Origin of the sequence: Chitinophaga sp. Cy-1792 (genome assembly GCF_011752935.1) — a bacterium.
Classification (GTDB): domain Bacteria; phylum Bacteroidota; class Bacteroidia; order Chitinophagales; family Chitinophagaceae; genus Chitinophaga.
Map to the genome: position 1 here is coordinate 1,118,450 of NZ_VWWO01000003.1, position 21,836 is coordinate 1,140,285.

The 21,836-nt window shown below is 45.7% G+C and carries 20 protein-coding genes; 15 read left to right on the top strand and 5 right to left on the bottom strand.

Features of this window, described 5'->3' with window-relative positions; all coding sequences use genetic code 11:
- Positions 1-89 precede the first annotated feature (89 nt).
- From groES to F3J22_RS29825, 6 genes are all read left to right on the top strand, one after another.
- A complete protein-coding gene (gene groES, locus F3J22_RS29800) occupies positions 90-371 on the top strand; it encodes a co-chaperone GroES (protein WP_111590811.1) in 282 nt (93 codons plus the stop codon).
- 56 nt (positions 372-427) lie between these two features.
- Complete coding sequence (gene groL, locus F3J22_RS29805; RefSeq protein WP_167021618.1) at positions 428-2,062, top strand: chaperonin GroEL; 1,635 nt, start codon at positions 428-430, stop codon at positions 2,060-2,062.
- A 135-nt stretch (positions 2,063-2,197) separates the two neighbouring features.
- Complete coding sequence (locus F3J22_RS29810) at positions 2,198-2,686, top strand: FKBP-type peptidyl-prolyl cis-trans isomerase (RefSeq protein ID WP_167021619.1); 489 nt, start codon at positions 2,198-2,200, stop codon at positions 2,684-2,686.
- 55 nt (positions 2,687-2,741) lie between these two features.
- Positions 2,742-3,257 (top strand): FKBP-type peptidyl-prolyl cis-trans isomerase, encoded by a 516-nt coding sequence (locus tag F3J22_RS29815; protein WP_167021620.1) that lies wholly within the window; start codon positions 2,742-2,744, stop codon positions 3,255-3,257.
- A gap of 154 nt (positions 3,258-3,411) precedes the next feature.
- Positions 3,412-4,839: an L-serine ammonia-lyase gene (locus tag F3J22_RS29820; protein ID WP_167021621.1), complete on the top strand. Its 1,428-nt coding sequence runs from the start codon at positions 3,412-3,414 to the stop codon at positions 4,837-4,839.
- Positions 4,840-5,032: 193 nt separating this feature from the next.
- A complete protein-coding gene (locus F3J22_RS29825) occupies positions 5,033-7,834 on the top strand; it encodes a hypothetical protein (protein WP_167021622.1) in 2,802 nt (933 codons plus the stop codon).
- A 46-nt stretch (positions 7,835-7,880) separates the two neighbouring features.
- On the opposite strand, the gene F3J22_RS29830 is transcribed toward F3J22_RS29825, so the two are convergent.
- The 3 genes from F3J22_RS29830 to F3J22_RS29840 form a co-directional block, all read right to left on the bottom strand.
- Positions 7,881-8,390 (bottom strand): hypothetical protein, encoded by a 510-nt coding sequence (locus F3J22_RS29830; RefSeq protein WP_167021623.1) that lies wholly within the window; start codon positions 8,388-8,390, stop codon positions 7,881-7,883.
- 70 nt (positions 8,391-8,460) lie between these two features.
- Complete coding sequence (locus F3J22_RS29835) at positions 8,461-11,109, bottom strand: valine--tRNA ligase (protein WP_167021624.1); 2,649 nt, start codon at positions 11,107-11,109, stop codon at positions 8,461-8,463.
- A 104-nt stretch (positions 11,110-11,213) separates the two neighbouring features.
- A complete protein-coding gene (locus tag F3J22_RS29840) occupies positions 11,214-12,230 on the bottom strand; it encodes a low specificity L-threonine aldolase (protein WP_167021625.1) in 1,017 nt (338 codons plus the stop codon).
- Positions 12,231-12,560: 330 nt separating this feature from the next.
- On the opposite strand from F3J22_RS29840, the gene F3J22_RS29845 reads away from it, so the two are divergent.
- The 4 genes from F3J22_RS29845 to F3J22_RS29860 all read left to right on the top strand — a co-directional run bounded on the left by F3J22_RS29845 (position 12,561) and on the right by F3J22_RS29860 (position 15,865).
- Entirely contained in the window at positions 12,561-13,418 is an 858-nt protein-coding gene (locus F3J22_RS29845) for an RNA polymerase sigma factor RpoD/SigA (protein ID WP_012793808.1), read from the top strand.
- A 203-nt stretch (positions 13,419-13,621) separates the two neighbouring features.
- Entirely contained in the window at positions 13,622-14,572 is a 951-nt protein-coding gene (gene trxB, locus F3J22_RS29850; RefSeq protein ID WP_167021626.1) for a thioredoxin-disulfide reductase, read from the top strand.
- An 87-nt stretch (positions 14,573-14,659) separates the two neighbouring features.
- Positions 14,660-15,010: a dihydroneopterin aldolase gene (locus tag F3J22_RS29855; protein ID WP_167021627.1), complete on the top strand. Its 351-nt coding sequence runs from the start codon at positions 14,660-14,662 to the stop codon at positions 15,008-15,010.
- Positions 15,011-15,109: 99 nt separating this feature from the next.
- Positions 15,110-15,865, top strand: coding sequence for a hypothetical protein (locus F3J22_RS29860; RefSeq protein WP_167021628.1), 756 nt, complete (start codon positions 15,110-15,112; stop codon positions 15,863-15,865).
- 105 nt (positions 15,866-15,970) lie between these two features.
- Here F3J22_RS29860 and F3J22_RS29865 read toward each other — a convergent pair whose 3' ends face one another.
- Complete coding sequence (locus tag F3J22_RS29865) at positions 15,971-17,302, bottom strand: MATE family efflux transporter (RefSeq protein ID WP_167021629.1); 1,332 nt, start codon at positions 17,300-17,302, stop codon at positions 15,971-15,973.
- A gap of 96 nt (positions 17,303-17,398) precedes the next feature.
- On the opposite strand from F3J22_RS29865, the gene F3J22_RS29870 reads away from it, so the two are divergent.
- The 5 genes from F3J22_RS29870 to F3J22_RS29890 all read left to right on the top strand — a co-directional run bounded on the left by F3J22_RS29870 (position 17,399) and on the right by F3J22_RS29890 (position 21,142).
- On the top strand, positions 17,399-18,274 hold the full coding sequence (locus F3J22_RS29870; protein WP_167021630.1) for a DUF3822 family protein: 876 nt from the start codon (positions 17,399-17,401) through the stop codon (positions 18,272-18,274).
- Positions 18,265-18,828: an RsmD family RNA methyltransferase gene (locus F3J22_RS29875; RefSeq protein WP_167021631.1), complete on the top strand. Its 564-nt coding sequence runs from the start codon at positions 18,265-18,267 to the stop codon at positions 18,826-18,828. The genes F3J22_RS29870 and F3J22_RS29875 overlap by 10 nt, the downstream gene beginning before the upstream one ends.
- A gap of 19 nt (positions 18,829-18,847) precedes the next feature.
- Positions 18,848-19,327 carry a pantetheine-phosphate adenylyltransferase gene (gene coaD / locus F3J22_RS29880; protein WP_167021632.1) on the top strand — a complete coding sequence of 160 codons (480 nt, stop codon included), beginning with the start codon at positions 18,848-18,850 and terminating at the stop codon, positions 19,325-19,327.
- Between the two features lie 11 nt (positions 19,328-19,338).
- Complete coding sequence (locus tag F3J22_RS29885) at positions 19,339-19,770, top strand: hotdog fold thioesterase (RefSeq protein WP_167021633.1); 432 nt, start codon at positions 19,339-19,341, stop codon at positions 19,768-19,770.
- 67 nt (positions 19,771-19,837) lie between these two features.
- Complete coding sequence (locus F3J22_RS29890; RefSeq protein ID WP_167021634.1) at positions 19,838-21,142, top strand: hypothetical protein; 1,305 nt, start codon at positions 19,838-19,840, stop codon at positions 21,140-21,142.
- A gap of 36 nt (positions 21,143-21,178) precedes the next feature.
- Here the strand turns inward: F3J22_RS29890 and F3J22_RS29895 are convergent, their stop codons facing one another.
- On the bottom strand, positions 21,179-21,820 hold the full coding sequence (locus F3J22_RS29895; RefSeq protein WP_167021635.1) for an NUDIX hydrolase: 642 nt from the start codon (positions 21,818-21,820) through the stop codon (positions 21,179-21,181).
- Between the last annotated feature and the right edge of the window lie 16 nt (positions 21,821-21,836).

The window sequence follows — 21,836 nt, forward strand, 5'->3', positions numbered from 1 at the left end:
TGCTAATTTGACCCGAATCATGGCTTGGCATAATTCTCGTTGCCCAACTAACACTCAAAATCAAACTACTTCTTTAAATAAAAACTACTATGGCTAAAAAATTAAGTATTAAACCTTTAGCTGACAGGGTGATTGTGAAACCTGCAGCAGCAGAAGAGAAAACAGCTGGTGGTATCATTATCCCTGATACTGCAAAAGAAAAGCCTCAGAAAGGCACTGTTGTAGCCGCTGGACCTGGCAAAAAAGATGAGCCGGTAACTGTAAAGGTGGGAGATACCGTTCTGTACGGTAAATACTCCGGTACTGAGATCAGCATCGAAGGTGATGACTACTTAATCATGCGTGAATCTGACATCCTGGCTGTAGTTTAATTCCACGCTCAGGAATCTGATCAATTGTTTTAATCTCTAAATTTTTCCAAAGAATTATGGCAAAGCAAATATTCTTTAATATAGAGGCCCGCAACAGAATGAAAAAAGGTGTTGACGTTCTGGCCGATGCAGTAAAAGTAACCCTCGGTCCTAAAGGCCGTAACGTAGTGATCGAAAAGAAATTCGGTGCTCCGGGTGTAACCAAGGATGGTGTTTCCGTTGCTAAAGAAATCGAACTGGAAGACCCTATCGAAAACATGGGCGCTCAGATGGTGAAAGAAGTAGCTTCCAAAACTGCTGATCTGGCAGGTGATGGTACTACCACTGCTACCGTTCTCGCTCAGGCTATCATCGGTGAAGGTCTGAAAAACGTTGCTGCAGGCGCTAACCCAATGGACCTCAAACGTGGTATCGACAAAGCCGTTAAAGGTATCGTTGAAAACCTGAAAAAACAATCTGAAAAAGTTGGTAACGACAACAAAAAAATCGAACAGGTTGCTACTATCTCCGCTAATAACGACAACGAAATTGGTAAACTGATTGCAGAAGCAATGAAGAAAGTTACCAAAGACGGCGTTATCACCGTAGAAGAAGCAAAAGGTACCGATACTACCGTTGAAGTAGTAGAAGGTATGCAGTTCGACCGTGGTTACCTGTCTCCATATTTCATCACCAACAGCGAAAAAATGCAGGCTGAACTGCAGAATCCTTTCATCCTGATCTACGATAAAAAGATCAGCACCATGAAAGATATCCTGCACATCCTGGAAAAAGTAGCTCAGCAAGGTGCGCCTCTGGTGATCATCTCTGAAGACCTGGAAGGTGAAGCACTGGCTACCCTCGTGGTAAATAAACTGCGTGGTACCCTGAAAGTTGCTGCCGTTAAAGCTCCTGGCTTCGGTGACAGAAGAAAAGATATGCTGCAGGACATCGCTGTGCTGACAGGTGGTATCGTTATCTCTGAAGAACAAGGTTACAAACTGGAAAACGCTGACCTGACCTACCTCGGTCGCGCTGAATCAGTAACTATCGATAAAGACAACACTACCATCGTTGGTGGCCGTGGTCAGAAAAAAGATATCCAGGCTCGTATCGGTCAGATCAAAGCTCAGATCGAAGTAACTACTTCCGACTACGACCGCGAAAAATTACAGGAACGCCTGGCTAAACTGTCCGGTGGTGTTGCTGTTCTCTACGTAGGTGCTGCTACCGAAGTAGAAATGAAAGAAAAGAAAGATCGCGTAGACGATGCTTTACACGCTACCCGCGCTGCCGTTGAAGAAGGTATCGTTCCTGGTGGTGGTGTTGCCTACATCCGCGCTATCGAATCTATCGATAAACTGAAAGTAGAAAACGAAGACGAACAAACCGGTATCGCTATCGTTAAACGCGCTATCGAAGAACCTCTCCGTCAGATCACCGCTAACGCTGGTATCGAAGGTTCTATCGTAGTGCAGAAAGTGAAAGAAGGTAAAGCTGACTTCGGCTTCAACGCCCGCACTGAAACTTACGAGAAATTACTGGCAGCAGGTGTTATCGACCCTACCAAAGTAACTCGTATCGCACTGGAAAATGCCGCTTCTATCGCTGGTATGCTCCTGACTACCGAATGCGTAATCGCTGACAAACCAGAACCTAAATCCGCTGCTCCTGCTATGCCAGGTGGTCACGGTATGGGTATGGACTACTAATCAGCCGATTAAATCATATCAAAATAAAAAAGACTCTTCCATCCCTGGAAGAGTCTTTTTTTATATTTTTAACCTTCCTGTAACTTTTATAACCTTTACCCCGTTTTTACTCCTGAAGAGAAAATACTGACGTGGATGAATAAATTACTACTCATAATAGCTACACTGTTCCTGTTCCTCAGCGCTTGTACCAAAAGCGATGACAGCATATTGCCCGGTATGGTAAATGCACAAAGAACCTCCGATTCCGTTATCGTACAATATCTGTATGACCACAAGGAAACCGGATTCATAAAAGACCCGTCCGGACTCTTTTATAAAATCAATTTTATTGGTGATAGCATCCATTTCCCGGTATTAACCTCCGTCGTTTCTGTTAATTATACCTATCAGCTACTGGATGGAACTGTCGTTTCCAGCTCCATGGGAGTAACCGACTTTAAAGGAATTCAACTGATTAAACATATTGCTGCCTGGCGCATCGGATTACAAAAAATATCTACCGGCGGCAGAATGAGAATGTACATTCCGCCAACCCTCGCCTTCGGCGAAGTAGGCATCCCCAATCTGGTGCCTGCCAACGCTACGCTCATCTGCGATGTAGAACTGGTATCTTTCAATTAGTATAACTATATTTCGAACTAAATAATAATCACACAAAAACAGCCAAATTTCAACGATGAAGAAATTTTTGATTCTTGGAGCAGCAGTAATCAGCTTCATGGCCGCTTGTAAAAAGAGTAATGTAGATGTCTACGATCCATATCCGCAGTACAAAATCGATTCCGCTAACATCCAGGCATACCTTCAACAAAAAGGTATCTCCGCAGAAATGGATTCGCTCGGTTTCTTCTATAAAATTACACAACCGGGTACAGGTACAGATACTATTCCCAGCACATCATATTACATTACAGCTGGTTATAAAGGCTATACCCTCAACGGCACTGTTTTCGACGGAAATGATTCTACCAACTTCTCGAAAGCACCTGTTTACTACCTGGTTCCTGGCTGGTACTTAGGTCTCCGCCATATCACCAAAGGTGGTAAAATCACCCTGTACCTGCCTTCTTTCTTCGCCTATGGCCAGCGCAGCTTCAATTTCAACTATAATAACCAATCCGGAACAGTTCCTGCAAATTCCCCACTGATCTTCGAAATCAATCTGATGGACTTTGCTAAAGCGGCTAATTAATCCGGTTTAAAAATAAATATAAAGGCATCCGTAGCTATTGTTGCGGATGCCTTTTTATTTATACCCCCACTATTTAGTTCAACTTGTTAAAAGCTATTGAATCCCTGATTATTCTGATCAACTTCCCGTAATTTTACAGATAAATCAGTTTTTAGTGGCACACGAATGTATTTCAGTATTTGATATCTTCAAGATCGGCGTAGGCCCGTCCAGCTCCCATACCTTAGGCCCATGGCGCGCCGCCTTACGTTTTCTGTCTGACCTTGAAAAAGAAGGCAAGCTCCCGGCCGTTTCACGTTTACAGGTATTACTTTATGGCTCCCTGGCCAAAACAGGTCACGGACACGGCACTGACATTGCCGTATTGCTGGGTCTGTGCGGTGATGATCCCGTAACCTTCGACGTAAACCAGATTACACCTAAAATTGAAGCCATTCGCCGCAACCGCAAAATGACCGTTGCCGGCAAATATGAAATAGACTTCGATCCGATGGAAGACATCTCCTTCCTCTTCGAAGAATCTCTACCTTTCCATCCAAACGCATTAACTTTCCTCATTTCGTTCAACGACGGCGACCAGCGCGCCGCTACCTATTATTCCATTGGTGGCGGATTCGTTGTGCAGGAAGGCGAAAATGGCAGCGCCGGACAACAGGTAGACCTCCCTTTTCCAATAGATACCGCCCGTCAGCTACTGCAGTTCTGCATCAAAACAGGCTTCAGCATTTCTGAGGTGGTAATGGAAAATGAACTGGCATGGCGCCCCGAAGCAGAGACTAAAGCCGGTGTACTCAACATCTGGCGCGTCATGCAGGAATGCACCTACAGAGGATGTCATACCACCGGCGAATTACCCGGCGGACTCAGAGTAGCACGCCGTGCCGCTGCCCTCAATAAAAAATTATTAAAAGGTCGTACCTATACAGACTATATATCCTGGATAGAGGCTATCCGCGCAGGTGGCGAACACTTCACCTATACGCTCGACTGGGTAAGCTGTTTCGCCCTGGCTGTCAATGAGGAAAACGCCTCCTTCGGCCGCGTGGTAACTGCTCCAACCAACGGCGCAGCCGGCGTAATCCCTGCTGTATTACAGTACTTCATCGCCTTCTGTGATGGCCTCCATGAAGATAAAATCATGCAATTCCTCCTTACCGCTTCTGAAATCGGTAGCATTTTCAAAAAACGCTCCACCATCTCAGCAGCAATGGGTGGTTGCCAGGCAGAAATCGGCGTGTCGTCAGCCATGGCCGCAGCAGCATTGACAGAATGCCTCGGCGGTTCACAGCGACAAGTACTCATGGCCGCTGAAATAGCCATGGAACACCACCTCGGACTTACCTGCGATCCTATCGGCGGACTCGTACAGGTGCCTTGCATCGAACGTAATACCATGGGTGCTATCAAGGCGATCACCGCTTCCCAGCTGGCTTTGCAAAGCAACCCTGAACTGGCTAAAGTTTCCCTCGACGCTGTCGTGAAAACAATGTGGGAAACCGCACTGGACATGAGCTCTAAATACAAAGAAACGTCCGACGGAGGCCTGGCAGTGAATATTCCTATCAGCCTCAGTGAATGCTAATTGTAACTGTTATCTGTAAAATATAATGCTGTTGCTTTGCTGCTTATGCTGCTTTGCGAGCAAAAAATAAGTGCCGAAGGCACAAACATCGGCCCTGAAAAGGTTTCTACGGAAATATTTTCAGGGCCGGTCGCTTTAATGCTCGTTTGCAGTAAAAGAACATTATTTTCGTTGATAAGCTTATCTGACTCCTATGCGTTTGCTTTTTGCATTAATCCTGCTTACTGCTACACTTTCCGCCGCTGCCCAGCAATTTGGAGGCAACCCCTCTTCCATGAAATGGCAACAGATCAATACCGATACCGTCCGGGTTATATTCCCCCAGGGAATGAACGCCCAAGGTGAACGCGTAGCCAATATCGTGACCTACCTCAACAGGTATACACGAAAATCCATAGGCCCCCTGGAACGAAAGGTAAATATCGTACTACAGAATCAGACCATGATGTCTAATGGATACGTGGCACTGGGGCCCTTCCGCTCAGAATTCTATCTCGCCCCATCCCCAACATCCTACGACCTGGGCTCCCTCAACTGGGAAGAACAACTGTCGCTGCATGAATACCGCCACGTATTACAGAATATGAACTTCCGTCAGGGAGCTTCAAAAGTAGTATCATGGCTGGGCGGACAAATGGGCCAGGCCGCCGCTACCAACATAGCCGTACCTAACTGGTTCTGGGAAGGTGATGCCGTAACCATGGAAACAGCCCTCAGTGAGCAGGGCAGGGGACGACTCCCGGCCTTCTTCGACGGATTCCGCGCACTGGCGCTCGAAAATAAGGACTACCGCTACATGAAGATCAGAAACGGCTCCTATAAAGACTTTACACCTAATCATTATCCGCTCGGCTATCTGATGAGTGTTTACGGACGTGATCATTATGGCAGCACCATCTGGAAAGATGTAACTACGGATGCTGTTCGCTACCGCGGCGTTTTCTACCCTATGTCACATGGCATGAAAAAACGTATGGGCATGAACGTTACTTCGTTCTATGAAACCATGAGAGGACATTATGATTCTATCTGGACGTCCTACGCGCAACGCCCGGAGATTACACCGGCCCGCCAGCTGCTGCCAACGCAAAAAACACCTTCTAACTACAAATACATATACCCTGCAGGGAATAATGAGTATATCGTTTCTATTGACGCATGGAATAAAGTGCCCGGCTTCTACCTCCTGAAGGCCGACGGCTCCAAAGAATTACTCACCCGCCCGGGCATCGAATATGACGACTACTTCAGCTATAAAAACAACCGCATCGTATGGGCGGCAGCACGCTTCGACGCACGCTGGGGATGGAAGGATTTGTCCGTAATCCGGGTTTTTGACCGGAAAACAGGAAAAACACAAACGGTTTCAGAACGCGGGAAGTTTTATTCTCCCGATATTAACCAGGACGGAACGGTGGTTGTAGCGGCAGCTATCACCACAGATATGAAATATAGTCTGCATCTCATTAATACAACTACGGGCAAAACAGCGAAAATTCTCCCTAACCCGGAAAACTACTATTATACCAACCCCCGCTTTTCTGCTACAGATGATGCCATCATTAGCGCTGCCAGAAATAGCAAAGGAGAAATGGCACTCATCAGCCAGTCTGTCAGCGACGGAAATATCACTGTACTTACGCCCTTCAGCTTCAATGTGTTGGGGGCTCCTGCCGTTGCCGGCGATACGGTTTACTTTACTGCAGGAAACAAAGATGTCAATAACGTATATGCACTGACGTTAGCAGATAACAAAACTTACGAGGTCACCGACCGGCCGAATAGTGTATTATATATGTCGCCGGTACCCGGGCAGGACAGCCTCCTGTTCTCCGAGTTTACTACCAAAGGATATAAGTTATACCAGGGCGCCTTGTCGGCAAACTGGAAACCTGCTCCGGTAAATATCCTGCAACATAATGCCTGGCTGAATCCAGACTTTAAGGAAGGGGGTAACATCCTCGATATTGTACCGCATGACTCTCTTTTTGTCAAAAATTACAGGAAAACCACTGGTTTCTTCAATTTTCACAGCTGGATCCCATCTTTTGATGACCCTGAATATAGCATTAGTCTGCTCGGAAATAACATCCTGAATACAACATCTACCTCGCTCGGATATACCTATAACCGCAATGATGGTACTTCCAACTTCGGTGGCAGTTTCCTCTACGGTGCCTGGTTTCCATGGCTGGGAACCGGTTTCGACTATACACTCAATAAAAGCCAGCTGTACAAAGGACAAAGAATCTACTGGAACCAGCTGAGCTGGCACGCCGGTTTCACCATTCCGCTGAATCTTTCTTCCGGTCTTTATGCACGCTCACTGGCAATTGCCAGCAACTACTATATCCAGAAGCTATATGCAGATGGTATTCGTTTCAGGGTTAATCCGCAGCAGTATACCAGTACTGCGCTGGTATTCAGCAATAGCAGGATTAAAGGATCACAGAATATTATCAGCCATTTTGCCCAATACCTGATGATGCAATACAACCATTCCATTGGTACCGCAAAAGGTGAACAGTTTTATGGCCGCTTCGATCTGAACCTGCCAGGCTTCTCCGCAAACCATGGTATTGTGTTGCAGGCCGCCTACCAGCAGACGGATACAATGGGCAACTATAGCTTTTCTGACAGATTCGTATATGCGAGAGGGTATAGTAAACCTTACTACAGCAAGATTTATAAAGTAGGGGCTAACTATCATTTCCCGTTATGGTATCCGGACTGGGGCTTCGCGCAGATCCTCTATTTCAGCCGTATCCGGGCAAATGCCTTCTTTGATTATATGAATGCCTACGATTACCGCTTCAAATCAAATACACCTTATAGGTCTACTGGTGCTGAATTGTACCTGGATACCAAAATCGGCAATACCATACCTTTCACCTTTGGGGTGAGGTATAGCTATTTGCTGGATAAGGACTATGTAGACAATGCAAAGTCCCGCCTGGAGTTCATTATTCCGCTACAGCAGTTGTTTGCCTATTAGCGTTTTTTCAGGTAGATGATTATATTTTTTAGGTAGATGTCTGCCTTTATCTCACGGTAAACTTCAGCGAAGGCGCTTTATATACCTTCCCATTGGGTTGCTGGACAAGGATTTCGTCAAAGAAGAGAATATCACCTTTGCCCAGATTGGCTTTCAGGCCATTGGCCCAGATGGTGGTCATTTTAGCCTGTTTGAAATTATCGCCGGTATAATCTTTATATATCGCCGGCTGTCCGGTGGTATCATTGAGATAAGGCTCATGTTGCTCCAGGGTAAAGGCAAAGGAGATCACGGGATATTTGACATTCTTCTCATCTCTCACAATCAGGGAAGAGTCGAGTAGTTTTACTATTTCATTTTTTGGGAGAGAATCACCCAGGAAGATGCCCCAGGTACTTACCAGCTTCATCGGGCGTTTAGCCGCTACGGCTGCTCCGGCAGGTGTATGCGTTGCAGGTTTTGCAGCAGGAGTTTTAGCGCTGGCAGGTTTGGTAGTTTGTGCCTGTACAGCCGCACTGCCTAATACAAAAGAGAATACTAACAGGTGTTTTATCATGACAGTAAGATAGGGAAATAAAAAATCGCCCGGTATTTAACGACCGGGCGATTATAAAAAGTATAATTAATTAAAGTGATTTCAGACTTTCTTCTATCACTTTGATTTTTGCTTCGGCATCTTCTTTTTTCTTACGTTCCGCCTCTACTACTTCTGGTTTGGCATTGGCCACGAAACGCTCGTTGGAGAGTTTCTTCTCAACAGAAACCAGGAAGCCTTGCAGGTAAACCAGGTCTTTCTCCAGCGTTTCTTTCTGCGCGCTCAGATCCAGTTCTACTTCGCTACCCAGGTAGAATTTATCTTTCTGAACAACGAGGGTGATACAGCCAGGAACCGCTTCCTGTACATAGATCACTTCTTTTGCATTTACCTGTTTTGCCAGGATGCTTTCAATTTGTTTGAAAGCATTTTCGTGTTTGGTTTCGATATGCAGCACGATCTCGTCTTTCGGCTTGATCTGGTTTTTCTGTCTTGCCTCACGGATGGCTGTGATTACTTCCTGCGCCAGCAGACCTTCAGTGAGTGTAGCATGAGATGGTGCTTCAGGAGCAACAAATTGCAACAGCATCAGCGAATCACCTTCGTTACGGTATTTCAGGTGCTGGTAGATCTCTTCCGTGATGAAAGGCATATACGGGTGCAGTAACTGCATCAGCTGCTCGAAGAAGGAAACGGTCTGGTTGTAAAGAGAAGCAGGTATTGCTTGCTCAAAGCCAGGCTTCACCCATTCCAGGTACCAGGAGCAGAAGTCGTCCCAGATAAGACGGTACAGCGATTTCAGTCCTTCGCTCAGGCGGAAAGTATCGTGCAGGTTGGCTACTTCCGCTTTTACTTCACGGAGGCGGCTTTCGAACCATTTAACAGCGAAGTGGTCAGCTGCAACATTCTGCTGGTCTACTTCCTGACGGCCTTCCCACATTTTGATCAGTTTCAGCGCGTTCCACATTTTATTGTTGAACATGCGTCCCTGTTCACAGCTGGAATCATCGAAGAGCAGGTCGTTTCCGGCTGGAGAAGCGATCATGATACCGAAACGAACGGCATCAGCGCCATATTGGTGAATGAGTTCCAGCAAATCAGGGGAGTTCCCCAGTTGCTTACTCATCTTACGGCCCAGTTTATCACGCACCATACCGGTGAAGTAAACGTCGTCGAAAGGTTTCACCTCTTTATATTCCAGTCCTGCCATCACCATACGTGCTACCCAGAAGAAGATGATATCCTGTCCGGTTACCAGTACATTGGTAGGGTAGTAGTAGTTGATGTCGGCATTATCCGGGCTGGAGATACCATTAAATACTTCCATTGGCCATAACCAGGAGGAGAACCAGGTATCGAGGCAGTCCTCGTCTTGTTTAAGGTCGGCGGCAGCTACGGTGATACCGCGTGCTGCAAACTGTGCAACTGCTTCTTTGGCAGTGGCAGCCACTTCAAAGGAGCCGTCGTTGGTATACCAGGCCGGGATCTGTTGGCCCCACCACAGCTGGCGGGAGATACACCAGTCTTTCACGTTCTCCATCCAGTATTTGTAGGTAGCGAGGAACCTGTCGCCCGGGTGGATTTTTACATCACCATTTACAACAGCGTCCAGTGCTGGTTTGGCCAGTTCGGCCATTTTCACGAACCACTGGGTTGAGATACGTGGTTCTACCACGGTATCCGGGTTACGCTGGCTGTAGCCAACGCGGGTAGTATATTCCTGGTCTTTAACGAGTGCGCCGGATTCGTCCAGGGCAGCAATTACCTTTTTACGGGCAACGAAGCGGTCTTCACCAACAAAAACAACTGCCGCTGCGCTGAGCGTACCGTCGTCGTTGAGGGTGTCGATTACTTCCAGGTTATGTTTCAGACCGAGGTTGTAGTCATTGATATCGTGTGCTGGCGTTACCTTCAGTGCACCAGTACCGAATTCTTTATCCACGTACGTGTCAAAGATGATCGGTATAGCGCGGTTTACCAGTGGTACGATGGCGGAACAACCTTTCAGGTGTGTGTAGCGCTCGTCTTCCGGATTAACGCAGATAGCGGTATCGCCCATGATGGTTTCAGGACGTTGTGTCGCGATGGTGATAAACTCGCCGGTTGGTTTGCCGGAAGCATCTGTCAGCGCGTATTTAACGTGATACAGCTTACCCTGGATGTCTTTGTATTCTACTTCCTCATCACTGAGGGCAGTTTTAGCTTTCGGGTCCCAGTTGATCATGCGGGCGCCGCGGTAGATCTTGCCTTTCTGGTAAAGGTCAATAAATACCCTGATGACTGCTTTGTAGTAGTGATCGTCCATGGTAAAGGTTACACGGTCCCAATCGCAGGAGCAGCCTAGTTTTTTGATCTGATGGTAGATGATACCGCCGTATTTATCTTTCCATTCAAATGCATATTTGAGAAACTCTTCGCGGGTCAGCTGAGATTTTTCAATCCCTTTCTCGCGTTTGAGCATGTCTACAACTTTAGCCTCTGTAGCGATGGAAGCGTGGTCAGAGCCGGGTACCCAGCAGGCGTTGAAGCCACTCATGCGGGCACGGCGCACCAGGATATCCTGTACGGTTTCGTTGAGGGTATGCCCTAGGTGCAGTACTCCAGTAACGTTTGGAGGAGGAATGACGACAGTAAAAGGTTTACGGCCATCAGGTACAGACCTGAAATAGCCTTTATCCATCCATTGCTGATACCATTTTTCCTCAACCGTTCCTGGTTGGTAATTCTTTGAAAGTTCCATGCTATTAATAATATAAGTCCGCAAAAATAGATAAAAAAGCAATCTGTTAAAACACCTCCTTTACAGGGCACTGACATAGCGTTGACATAAAGGAAACCGGTACATTATTTCAATCCCTCGATTACTTTACAGGTCCTTTCCACCATTTCCGGTATGATATCGAGATGTAGCACCATTCTTACCTGGGAGTCGGAGATAGGCTGTACCAGGATTCCTTCCATTTTGAGGTATTCGGCAAACTGCTGCGGGTTCAGGTGGCCTTTCACCTCAAATATCAGGATATTGGTTTCTACCGGGTAGATTTCCCCTACGAAGGATTTTTCTGCCAGGGTGCCGGCAATTTTTTTCGCATGCAGGTGGTCTTCAGTGAGTCGTTGTATATTGTTCTCCATAGCGTAGATGCCGGTGGCTGCCATGTAGCCTGCCTGGCGTAAGCCGCCGCCTAATCTTTTACGGACGCGGCGGGCCGCTTTGATATAATCTTTACTACCCATGAGAACAGACCCCATCGGACACCCCATTCCTTTATTAAGGCATACCGAGATACTATCGAATACCTGGCCGTAGGCTTTCGGGTCCTGGCCGGTGGCAACGATCGCATTGAAGAGGCGGGCGCCATCGAGGTGGAGTCCTAAGTTGTGCTGCGTACATACATTGCGTATTGATAATATATCTTGCCATGTATAGCAACAGCCGCCACCCCTGTTGGATGTATTTTCCAGGCAAACGAGGCTGGTATTGGCGCGGTGGATATCATCCGGCTGTATGGCCGCCACCACCTGACCGGCAGTGATCATGCCACGGATGCCATGGATAGGATGGACCTGCGCCCCCGAAGTAGCCGCGATACCGCCACCTTCATATAAATATACATGCGACAGGTGGCTGCAGATGACCTCATCACCGGGCTGGGTATGCACATTGATACCTATCTGGTTGGACATTGTGCCGGAAGGGCAGTATAAAGCTGCCTCTTTGCCAAAATAATCTGCCATCATGGCTTCCAGTTTGTTGACGCTCGGGTCCTCGCCAAAAACATCATCGCCGGTTTCGGCAGTATACATCGCCTGTAACATGCCATGGCCGGGCTTAGTAAAAGTATCGCTGCGAAAATCGATCATAGATATTGGAAAATTTGCAAAGTCTGTTATGGTAAATTAGTTAAGATGAATGGTTTATGAAGATTTTTTGTCAATTGTTAAAATTTGACTAAAGCTACGTTACGAGAGAACTAAATGGCTATGATATTTCGTTAATAATGGGTAATTTACTTGTACAAGATGCAAAGCAAGGAAGATTTGGTAGTGTGATTCGTTAGCACGATCTTTGCAGGCTAATTTGAAACAAAAAGCAGATAGAGAGAGAAAGTTTGTAAGTTAGATAATTTTATATTTTCAAACAAAATATTTCTTCCTCTGTTACTTTATTTATAAACCAATACAATTTTTCATATGAGGCAACTTAAAATTGCCACCCAGATCACCAATCGTGATTCGCAGGCGGTAGAAAAGTACCTGCAGGAAATCTCGAAGATCCCTTTGTTAACACCTGAGGAAGAGACCGTTTTGGCGCAGCGTATAAAAATGGGCGATCAAAAGGCTCTTGAAAGATTGACGACAGGAAACCTTCGTTTCGTTGTTTCTGTAGCAAAGCAATATCAGCATCAGGGGCTTAGCCTCAGTGACCTCATCAATGAAGGTAATCTAGGGTTGATCAAGGCGGCGCAACGTTTCGATGAAACAAAGGGCTTCAAATTCATCTCTTATGCTGTATGGTGGATTCGCCAATCCATTTTACAGGCGTTAGCTGAACAAGGTCGTCTTGTTCGTCTGCCGCAAAATAAAATTGGCACTTATAACAAAGCGAACAAAGCCTACATGGCATTTGAACAGGAAAACGAACGTGAACCTTCTACCGAGGAACTCGCAGAAATCCTGGAAATGTCCGAATCGGAAATTAACAATATCTTCCAGAGCAATACCCGTCATATGTCACTGGATGCCCCAGTACATGAAGCTGAAGACGTAGCTATGGGCGACCTCCTGGAAGGTGGCGATATTACCGACGACGATGTAATGCGCGATTCATTACGTGAAGAGATCCGCAGGGTCCTGAAATCACTCAGCCCTCGTGAAGCAGAAATCGTGAACGCTTATTTCGGTCTGGATGGAGAAAACGGAGCAACAATCGAACAAATCGGTCAGAAATACGATCTGACAAAAGAAAGAATCAGGCAAATTAAAGAACGCGCAATCAAGAGACTGCAAAAAGCTCGTTACAGCGGCGCTTTAAAATCCTATCTGGGATAATCAATTTTTTAAATTTATGATCCCGAAGTTGGGAAACCCCCAATTTCCTCATCACGAAAGCAAGAAATCTATATATCCTCTTTATTCTATAAGAACACCGGCCGGTATTTCCATGGCCGGTGTTTTTATTTTGCAAACACAACGTATTTTTGCAGACTAGTCATATACCAATCATTGAATATTTATACCAGTAACTTAGTAGTATGGAAAACAAGAATCAGCAAGAACATGTGCATTTACTGATCATCGGTTCCGGCCCCGCCGGCTACACCGCAGCGATATATGCCGCCAGAGCCAACCTCAAACCTGTGCTGTACCAAGGTATCCAGCCAGGTGGCCAGCTCACCATCACCACTGAAGTAGAAAACTACCCAGGATACCCGGAAGGAATCCAAGGCCCTGAAATGATGGTCGATTTCGAAAAACAAGCTACCAGAATGGGTGCCGACATCCGTTATGGCCTGGCTACCTCTGTCGACTTCAGCCAACAGCCTTATAAAATTATCATCGACGAAGAAAAGACAATCACCGCCGACGCCGTGATCATCGCCACCGGAGCCTCCGCTAAATGGCTCGGTATTCCTTCCGAACAACGCCTCAACGGTAGCGGTGTATCTGCATGCGCCGTTTGTGACGGGTTCTTCTTCCGTGGTAAAGAAGTTGCCATCGTTGGCGCCGGTGATACCGCCGCCGAAGAAGCACTCTACCTCTCCAAAATGTGCAGCACCGTTCACATGCTCGTACGTCGCGGCGAAATGCGCGCCTCTAAAGTGATGCAGGACCGCGTCCTCAAAACTTCCAACATCATCGTTTACTGGAATTCTGAAACAGATGAAGTACTCGGCGATAAAAAAGTAGAAGCCATCCGCATCCGCAACAATAAAACCAATGAACTCAAAGAAGTGCCTGTAAGCGCCTTCTTCGTAGCCATCGGACACCAGCCTAACTCCGCTATCTTTAAAGAATACCTGGAACTCGACGATCAGGACTATATCGTTACCGTTCCTGGTACCTCCCGTACCAACGTTGAAGGCGTTTTCGCCTGCGGCGACGTACAGGATAAAATCTACCGCCAGGCTGTAACCGCCGCCGGTAGCGGTTGTATGGCTGCCCTCGACGCAGAAAGATATCTCTCTGCCAAAGGCCACCACTAATATTATCTCCGATAATACCATATTATCAATGCCGGGCCAGCATCGCGCGAACCCGGCATTCTTTTTACCTCCCATTCTTATCAGCTCATGCTTACCATCGCTCTGGAACAAGCCCGGTTTCATGCCTACCACGGATTCTTCCCCGAAGAAACCATCATCGGCAACGAATTTGTCCTGGATATATATGTTCGTATACCCGGCACCGTACCCATCGAAGATCTTTCCGAAACTGTTAACTATCAAGGTATTTACGAGATAGCTAAAGCGGTAATGGACATCCCTAAACCACTCCTGGAAGAAGTGGTCTACATCATCACAGCGCAACTGAAACTCCGCTACCCGGGCATCACACACAGCACCGTTACCCTTCGTAAACTCAATCCTCCCATGGGAGCCAGCATACGCAATTCCATGGTAAGCCTGGAAAAAGATTACTGATGTATTCCACTTAACCTTACCGGTTTTAATTTGTTATTTTTCGTAGATTTATAATTGTACGAACCCAAACAAATTCAAAAACTAAAAAATACCTGTCCTATGGTGAAGAAAATCATTACAGTTTCCCTATTGCTCTTCACAGCATTGCTAGCCAAAAGCCAGACCGTCGATGAAATGGTAGCCCAGGCAAAGCAGTTGGAAACCCAGATGAAAGAACAGGAAGCTTTTGATAAGGATAAGGAAATTCTTAAAATAGATCCCAACCAGTTTGATGCACTGGTACAGGCCAGTGAAATGTCGTCCCGAATCGGTAACAGACAAAAAGAAAAATCGGATAAAATTACCTGGTTCAATCAGGCAAAGGATTATGCGCAAGAAGCACTTAAGGTAAATCCGAATAGCGCGATGTCGAACTACGTAATGGCAGTAGCCATGGGCCGCATCGCACTGATCTCCGGCGCTAAAGACAAAGTAGCCGCCTCTAAAGACGTTAAAAAATATGCTGAACTAGCCATCAAATTTGACCCTAAAATGGGACCGGCATGGCATGTACTGGGAAAATGGAACTTCGAAGTAGCCAACCTCAACGTATTTGAACGCAGCGCAGCTAAAATGCTCTTCGGCGGAATCCCCGATGGCTCCATGGCAAATGCCATCGCTGATTATGAAAAATGCCGCCAGCTGGCGCCAGGCTTTATTCTTAACTACTACGAACTGGCGCGCGCCTATAAAGCAAACGATCAGCAGGACAAAGCTATTGAAGTGCTTAAAAAAGCTCTCACACTCAGAAATATTGCCTACGATGATACCAGCATAAAAGCGGATTGCAAGAAAATGCTGGATGATCTGCAATAAATTATAAAATATTTTAAGAGAAACTCCCGTCAGCCGCAGGCTGACGGGAGTTTCTCTTTTATGGGGAGATCGAAGATCTCCCCATAAAAGAGAAAACTAATTGAATTAAATAACTTTCCCCTTCCATCTACCACTCTTCAGGTATAAAGTACTGATCACCATAATGATAATCCAGTAAAAGAAATCAGCCCCCCAGGCATAAGCCAGCGGACTTTGCATTCTTTCTATCACCACATCACAATAAACCAGGTAACCTATAACCGCCAGGATCTCAGTAAACAGGTTCATCCTGGTGTTGCCGGTACCGGTCACACCACTCAGCACTACTGCCGAAATCGCCATCAGTATGGTACTCAGGGAAATAACGCGTATGGAAGGTATCGCCGCAGTAATCAGATCTGCATCATTCGTATAAATGTGAAGCAGGGTATAAGGGAAGATGTTGACCAGTATGCAGATGACCAGCGCACAACCCAGACTGATCAAGGAAATCCGCCTGATAGCCATAAACACCTGGTCCGACTTACCCTGGCCAATCAGATTGCTGACCATCGTATTACAGGTAGCCGCCAGTGCCCAGGTAAAAATCCCAAAGAACCCGAAAACACTGCGTAACATATTGGAAATGGCCAGTGGCCGCTCTCCCAGGTGTTCTATAAATATAAAAAACACGAACCAGCTGCCAATGCTGAATAAAAATTGCACAATGATAGGAGCAGAAACATTCAGAATGTTTTTCAACACCTCCCAGGATGGCTTCATATAGCTAAAGAGACTATATTTAATATTATATCTCTTTATAAATAAAATACTGTACGCTACAATAAAACCAGTGGATTCTGCCAGTATACTGGCCACGGCAGCGCCATTCAGGCCCATTGGCTGAAATCCCAGCTTACCGAATATCAGTGTGTAGTCAAAATAGATATTTACGAGCTCCTGGAAAATAGAGGTGATGGCCAGTATCCTGGAGTGGCCGCTTCCGATATAAAAGGCATTGGCCATACTCAGCATCATCAGCATCGGCAATCCCCAGATACGTATACGGATAAACGAAATGGCCGCGTTATAAATCTCAGGGTTATGTAATACATGTGAAAAGAAGTACGGTGTTGCCAGTAAGGTGATCATAATGGCCACCAGGGAACAGGCGAGTCCTAATATAAGTCCGTTGCCGAAAAGTTGCCCGATGCCGGCATATTGCAACTGTCCGGCACGGCGGGCAATCAATACCTGCATGCCGTTATTCAGACCATAGGCAATCATATACATCACCAGGTAATAAATACCGGCAATACCGTTTGCCGCCAGCTCCAGTTCTCCTAACCTTCCCAGGAATGCGGTATTGGTCATATGATTTATCTGAGGGATGATCAGGGCCAGGCATATAGGGGCTGCAATCTTAAAAATATCCCTGTTCGAAACTTCCAGTTGCATGTGCGCGTAACCGTATTTGGTGTTGGCAAAGATATACTTCCTTGAAGGCAATTAAAGTAAAAAGTTTATTATTGTGTTTCAATTGAACTCTATAACATGCCTGTGGCCTATAACATCCATCCTGCATTTACGGTAGACGATGAAACGCTGCTGGAAACCGATCTTACCTCCTGTCACCTGCTGGTGCTGGTAAGTACCGGCGCTTTCAGCTATGTGGTGTATGAGCCTGCTGCAAAGAAATTTCTGGCATTAAAATCCTATCATTTTCAGCCGCAGAAAATAGCGCTGGCTGATCTGGAGATGATCGAAGAAGTGTTTGAGATAGACAAACTATTAATAACCGCCTTCAAAACAGTACTGCTGGCCTTCGATATGGGCAATGGCGTACTGGTTCCCCAGCAATATTTCAACGCTTCCCTCAAAAAAGATTACCTGCATATTTCACAACCTGAAAAAATGCAGGAAGCCGTACTATCCGACATAATTTATGGTCAGCCTTTTGTGAATGTCTACAGTCTGGATAAAGACCTGTTAGGCTTCTTACGAAAGGAGTTTTCTTCAGACCTGGTCATTCATGCTAACTCTGCCCTGCTGCTGGCTTATACCCGCGACCTGGATTTTCAGTCCAGCGAAGGGGTGGCCTTTGTAGAAGTGCAGCGCACTGCTTTCACGCTCACCGTCTATAAAAACGGTAAGCTCCTGATTCAGCAAAGCTTCGATTACCAGACAGGTTTAGATGTTGTTTACCAGCTGGTAAGCACGCTCAGGCAGTTACAGTTAGATGAACAACAGATAAAGGTGAAACTTTCCGGGGCACTCGTAAAAGATAATGCCGTTTACCAGGAAATGTACAAATTCATCCCTAATCTGGAGTGGGCACAACGCCTGCCTGGTTTTAACTATATCGGTAAAATGCAGGAAATACCAGGCTATTATTTTCACAACCTGTATGCTTTAGCATTATGCGTATAATTGGAGGAGCGAGTGGAGGCAGGAGATTTCAGCCACCGGCAAAAATGGCCCATACCAGGCCAACTACAGACATCGCCAAAGGTGGACTGTTCAATATTTTAGAGAATAACCTGGACATCTCAACTTTAAAAACACTGGACCTGTTTGGTGGTACCGGAAGTATCAGTTACGAACTGGCTTCCCGCGGGGCCACAGATATGACGGTAGTAGAAAAAGATCCGTCCATGGCGGATTATATCGCCAAAACGGCACGATCCCTGGATATCACTTCCCTGAAAGTAGTGAAAATGGACGTTTTCAAATACCTTCAGCAATGTAACGAACAGTTCGATTTTATATTCGCTGATCCTCCCTACGCGTTGGAAACGCTGGATAAATTACCGCTGATAGTATTTGAAAAACAATTACTTACCCCGGAAGGATGGCTGGTCATTGAACATACCAATCACAACAATTTCAAAGAATATTCTTATTACCGATCAGAGCGAAATTATGGCGCCACCATTTTCTCTATCTTTATAAATAGAGAAGAACTGAAGCGCAATAACCCGTAACAATCTAATTCAGACCCTTATGAGTATATGTCTTTTTCCGGGCACCTTCGATCCCATCACGCTCGGACATACAGATGTAATTGACCGTGCATTGGACCTTTTCGAGAAACTGGTTATCGGAATAGGCTACAATAGTGCGAAAAAGCCCATGTTTCCGCTGGAACAGCGTATAGACTGGATCAGGGAGATTTATAAAGATGATAAACGGATTGAAGTAGCTGCTTACGAAGGTCTTACCATAGATTTTTGCAGAAAGATCAACGCGAAATATATCCTCCGCGGAATCCGCTATGTGAGTGATTTTGAGTATGAAAAGGCTATTGCCGATGTAAACCGTACCATAGATCCAACCATCGAAACAATTTTCCTGACCTGTACACCGCAGTTTTCCAGCATCGCAAGTACGCTGGTAAGAGATATTTACAGGAATGGGGGAGATGTGACACCGTTTGTTCCTGCAGCAGTTTTAAAGGCATTACATAATCAAGCACAACAATAAAATCTGTTTATATGAAAGCGATCTGGCATTCTACGGATGTTTCTCTGGAACAGCTGAATGAAATGGGTGCCGGCACTATGGCCGAAACCCTGGGGATGGAGTTTACAGAAATCGGTCCCGACTACCTGAGAATCATGATGCCGGTAGATCAACGCACCGTGCAGCCTTACGGACTCCTGCATGGTGGCGCTTCTGTGGCGCTGGCAGAAACAGTAGGAAGTGTAGGGTCGGGCTTAATTATTGATCCGGCAAAATATATTTGTGTGGGTATGGAGATAAATGCCAATCATATCCGTGGCGTAAAGAGCGGATACGTACATGCATTGGCAAAGCCCCTGCACATCGGATCTACCAGCCACGTATGGGAAATCCGTATCACGGACGATGAGCATAAACTGGTTTGCGCAAGCAGATTGACGGTAGCCATTCTGGCAAAAAGATAATTCAACTCTTAATCTTTATCATTAATAAGGCGACAAAATGTATGTCGCTTTATTTTTCTTTTTCTGTATGAAGCATTTTATTTGCCTGTTGTTGTGCCTTTACTTTATACCTGCAGTATTCGCTCAGCAGAAATCTCCCATCGTTACTTCAGATATCCCGCTTTTCTGGAAAACTTATGATGTGGTAACCCGTATTTCGGATAGTTCCCAACAGGCAGCATTATTTCAGGAAATGTATATTAACAAAGGGTCAGCTGGCCTCATAGCCATGATGGAGGCCAGACGTTATACTATCGCAGATTATTTAACTGCTTTTAAGAATTATCCTGAATTCTGGAAATCTATGCGGCCCAATATGATGAAAGCAGATAAATATGCTGCTGAGATCCAGCAAGGTATAACAGCCTTTAGAAAAATCTATCCGGCTAAGCCCGCTACTATCTACTTTACTGTGGGGGCTATGCGTTCCAATGGTACTACCCAGGCTGACAAAGTATTAATCGGAGCTGAAATAGCAATGGCAGACTCATCTGTGGTGACCACAGAATTATCGCCGCGATTCGAACATCTCAAATCTTTTTTCAAAACCAATCCAATAAAGGATATTGTTTTTTTAAATGTGCACGAATATGTGCATACACAGCAGAAAAGTACGATTGGGGATTATCTTTTGACACAATGTGTATTGGAAGGAGTTGCTGAATTCGTGGCAGTAAAGTCAATGGGTATTCCTTCTCCCAATCCTCCGATTGCGTATGGAAAAGCAAATGATGCGGCACTTAAACTCGCTTTTTCCAAATGTATGTTTACGCCATTTACTGACAACTGGCTGTATAACAACACAAAGAATCCGTTTGGAATGCGTGATCTGGGCTATTATATGGGATACGCATTATGTGAAAAGTACTATGAACAGGCAAAAGACAAGAAAGCTGCCATCAAATCCATGATAGAGCTGGATTACAACAACGATACCCTTTTATATCGATTTGTAGATAGTTCACATTACTTCGCCTATCCCATAGCAGCATTGAAGGCTGCCTATGAAGCCAGCCGCCCCGGCGTTACAGGAATATCCGGACTGGATAAACGATTTGATGGGAAGGTCGCGCCGGGAAAAAAGACGATTACAATTCAGTTCTCTCAGCCACTGGATCCCCGTTTCCGGAATTTTGAAATAGGCCCCGCAGGAGAGGCTTCGCTAATGAAAGTGCAAAAAGTAATAGGCTTTACCACCAATACCAGTGCTTTGATTGTGGAGGCAGACTTACAGCCTAATAAGCATTATCAGTTGGTAATCGGGGAGGAGTTTCGTACCAAAGAAAGTATTCCCCTGAAAAAATACCTTATCGATATTCAAACAGGGGAATAGTGGATGGCAGACATGCTACCTGCTTATAAGAATATCTTACTTTAGACTAAGTGTACCTGCTGTTTCAGCTGCTTTGAATACATCACGGATGTTTTCATAGGAGAACTGCAGGTATTTACTTACATTCTCCGGCTTGATCCACTGGATATCAAGGATATCTTCCTCTATCTGTGGTACTGTTAATTCCGTTCCGGTAAACTCCATACGGTACCAGTGGGTATGTTTCAGTACTTTTTTGTTTTTCATCGGGTAGTAGTGGTAGGTTTCTGTCAGCTTACCCGTCAGTTTGATATTATGTAAGCCGGTTTCTTCGGCTACTTCCCTGACTGCAGTGGTTTCCAGGTCTTCTCCCGGGTCTTGCTTGCCTTTGGGAAGGTCCCATTTACCACGGCGGAACATCATCAGCACTTCATTTTCTTCGTTGGTGATTAAGCCACCACCTGCTACCATGACGGTGAAGTGTAAGGAAACTTTTTTAAGCAGTTGTTTCACATCTTCACGGATAAACACAGCGGCTTTGCGGTCGCCATCTTCCATTTCCAGTAAAATCTTTTCGATCGTTTCGGTCTGCGGATCTTCAAATATGGCAGCATCTTCAAAGCCTGCCGGGATATTGGCCACGCTGGCGCAAAGCAGCAGCGGATGTTCGTTGAGATATATCGTTACATTTGATTGCATAGTTGCAAAAGTAATA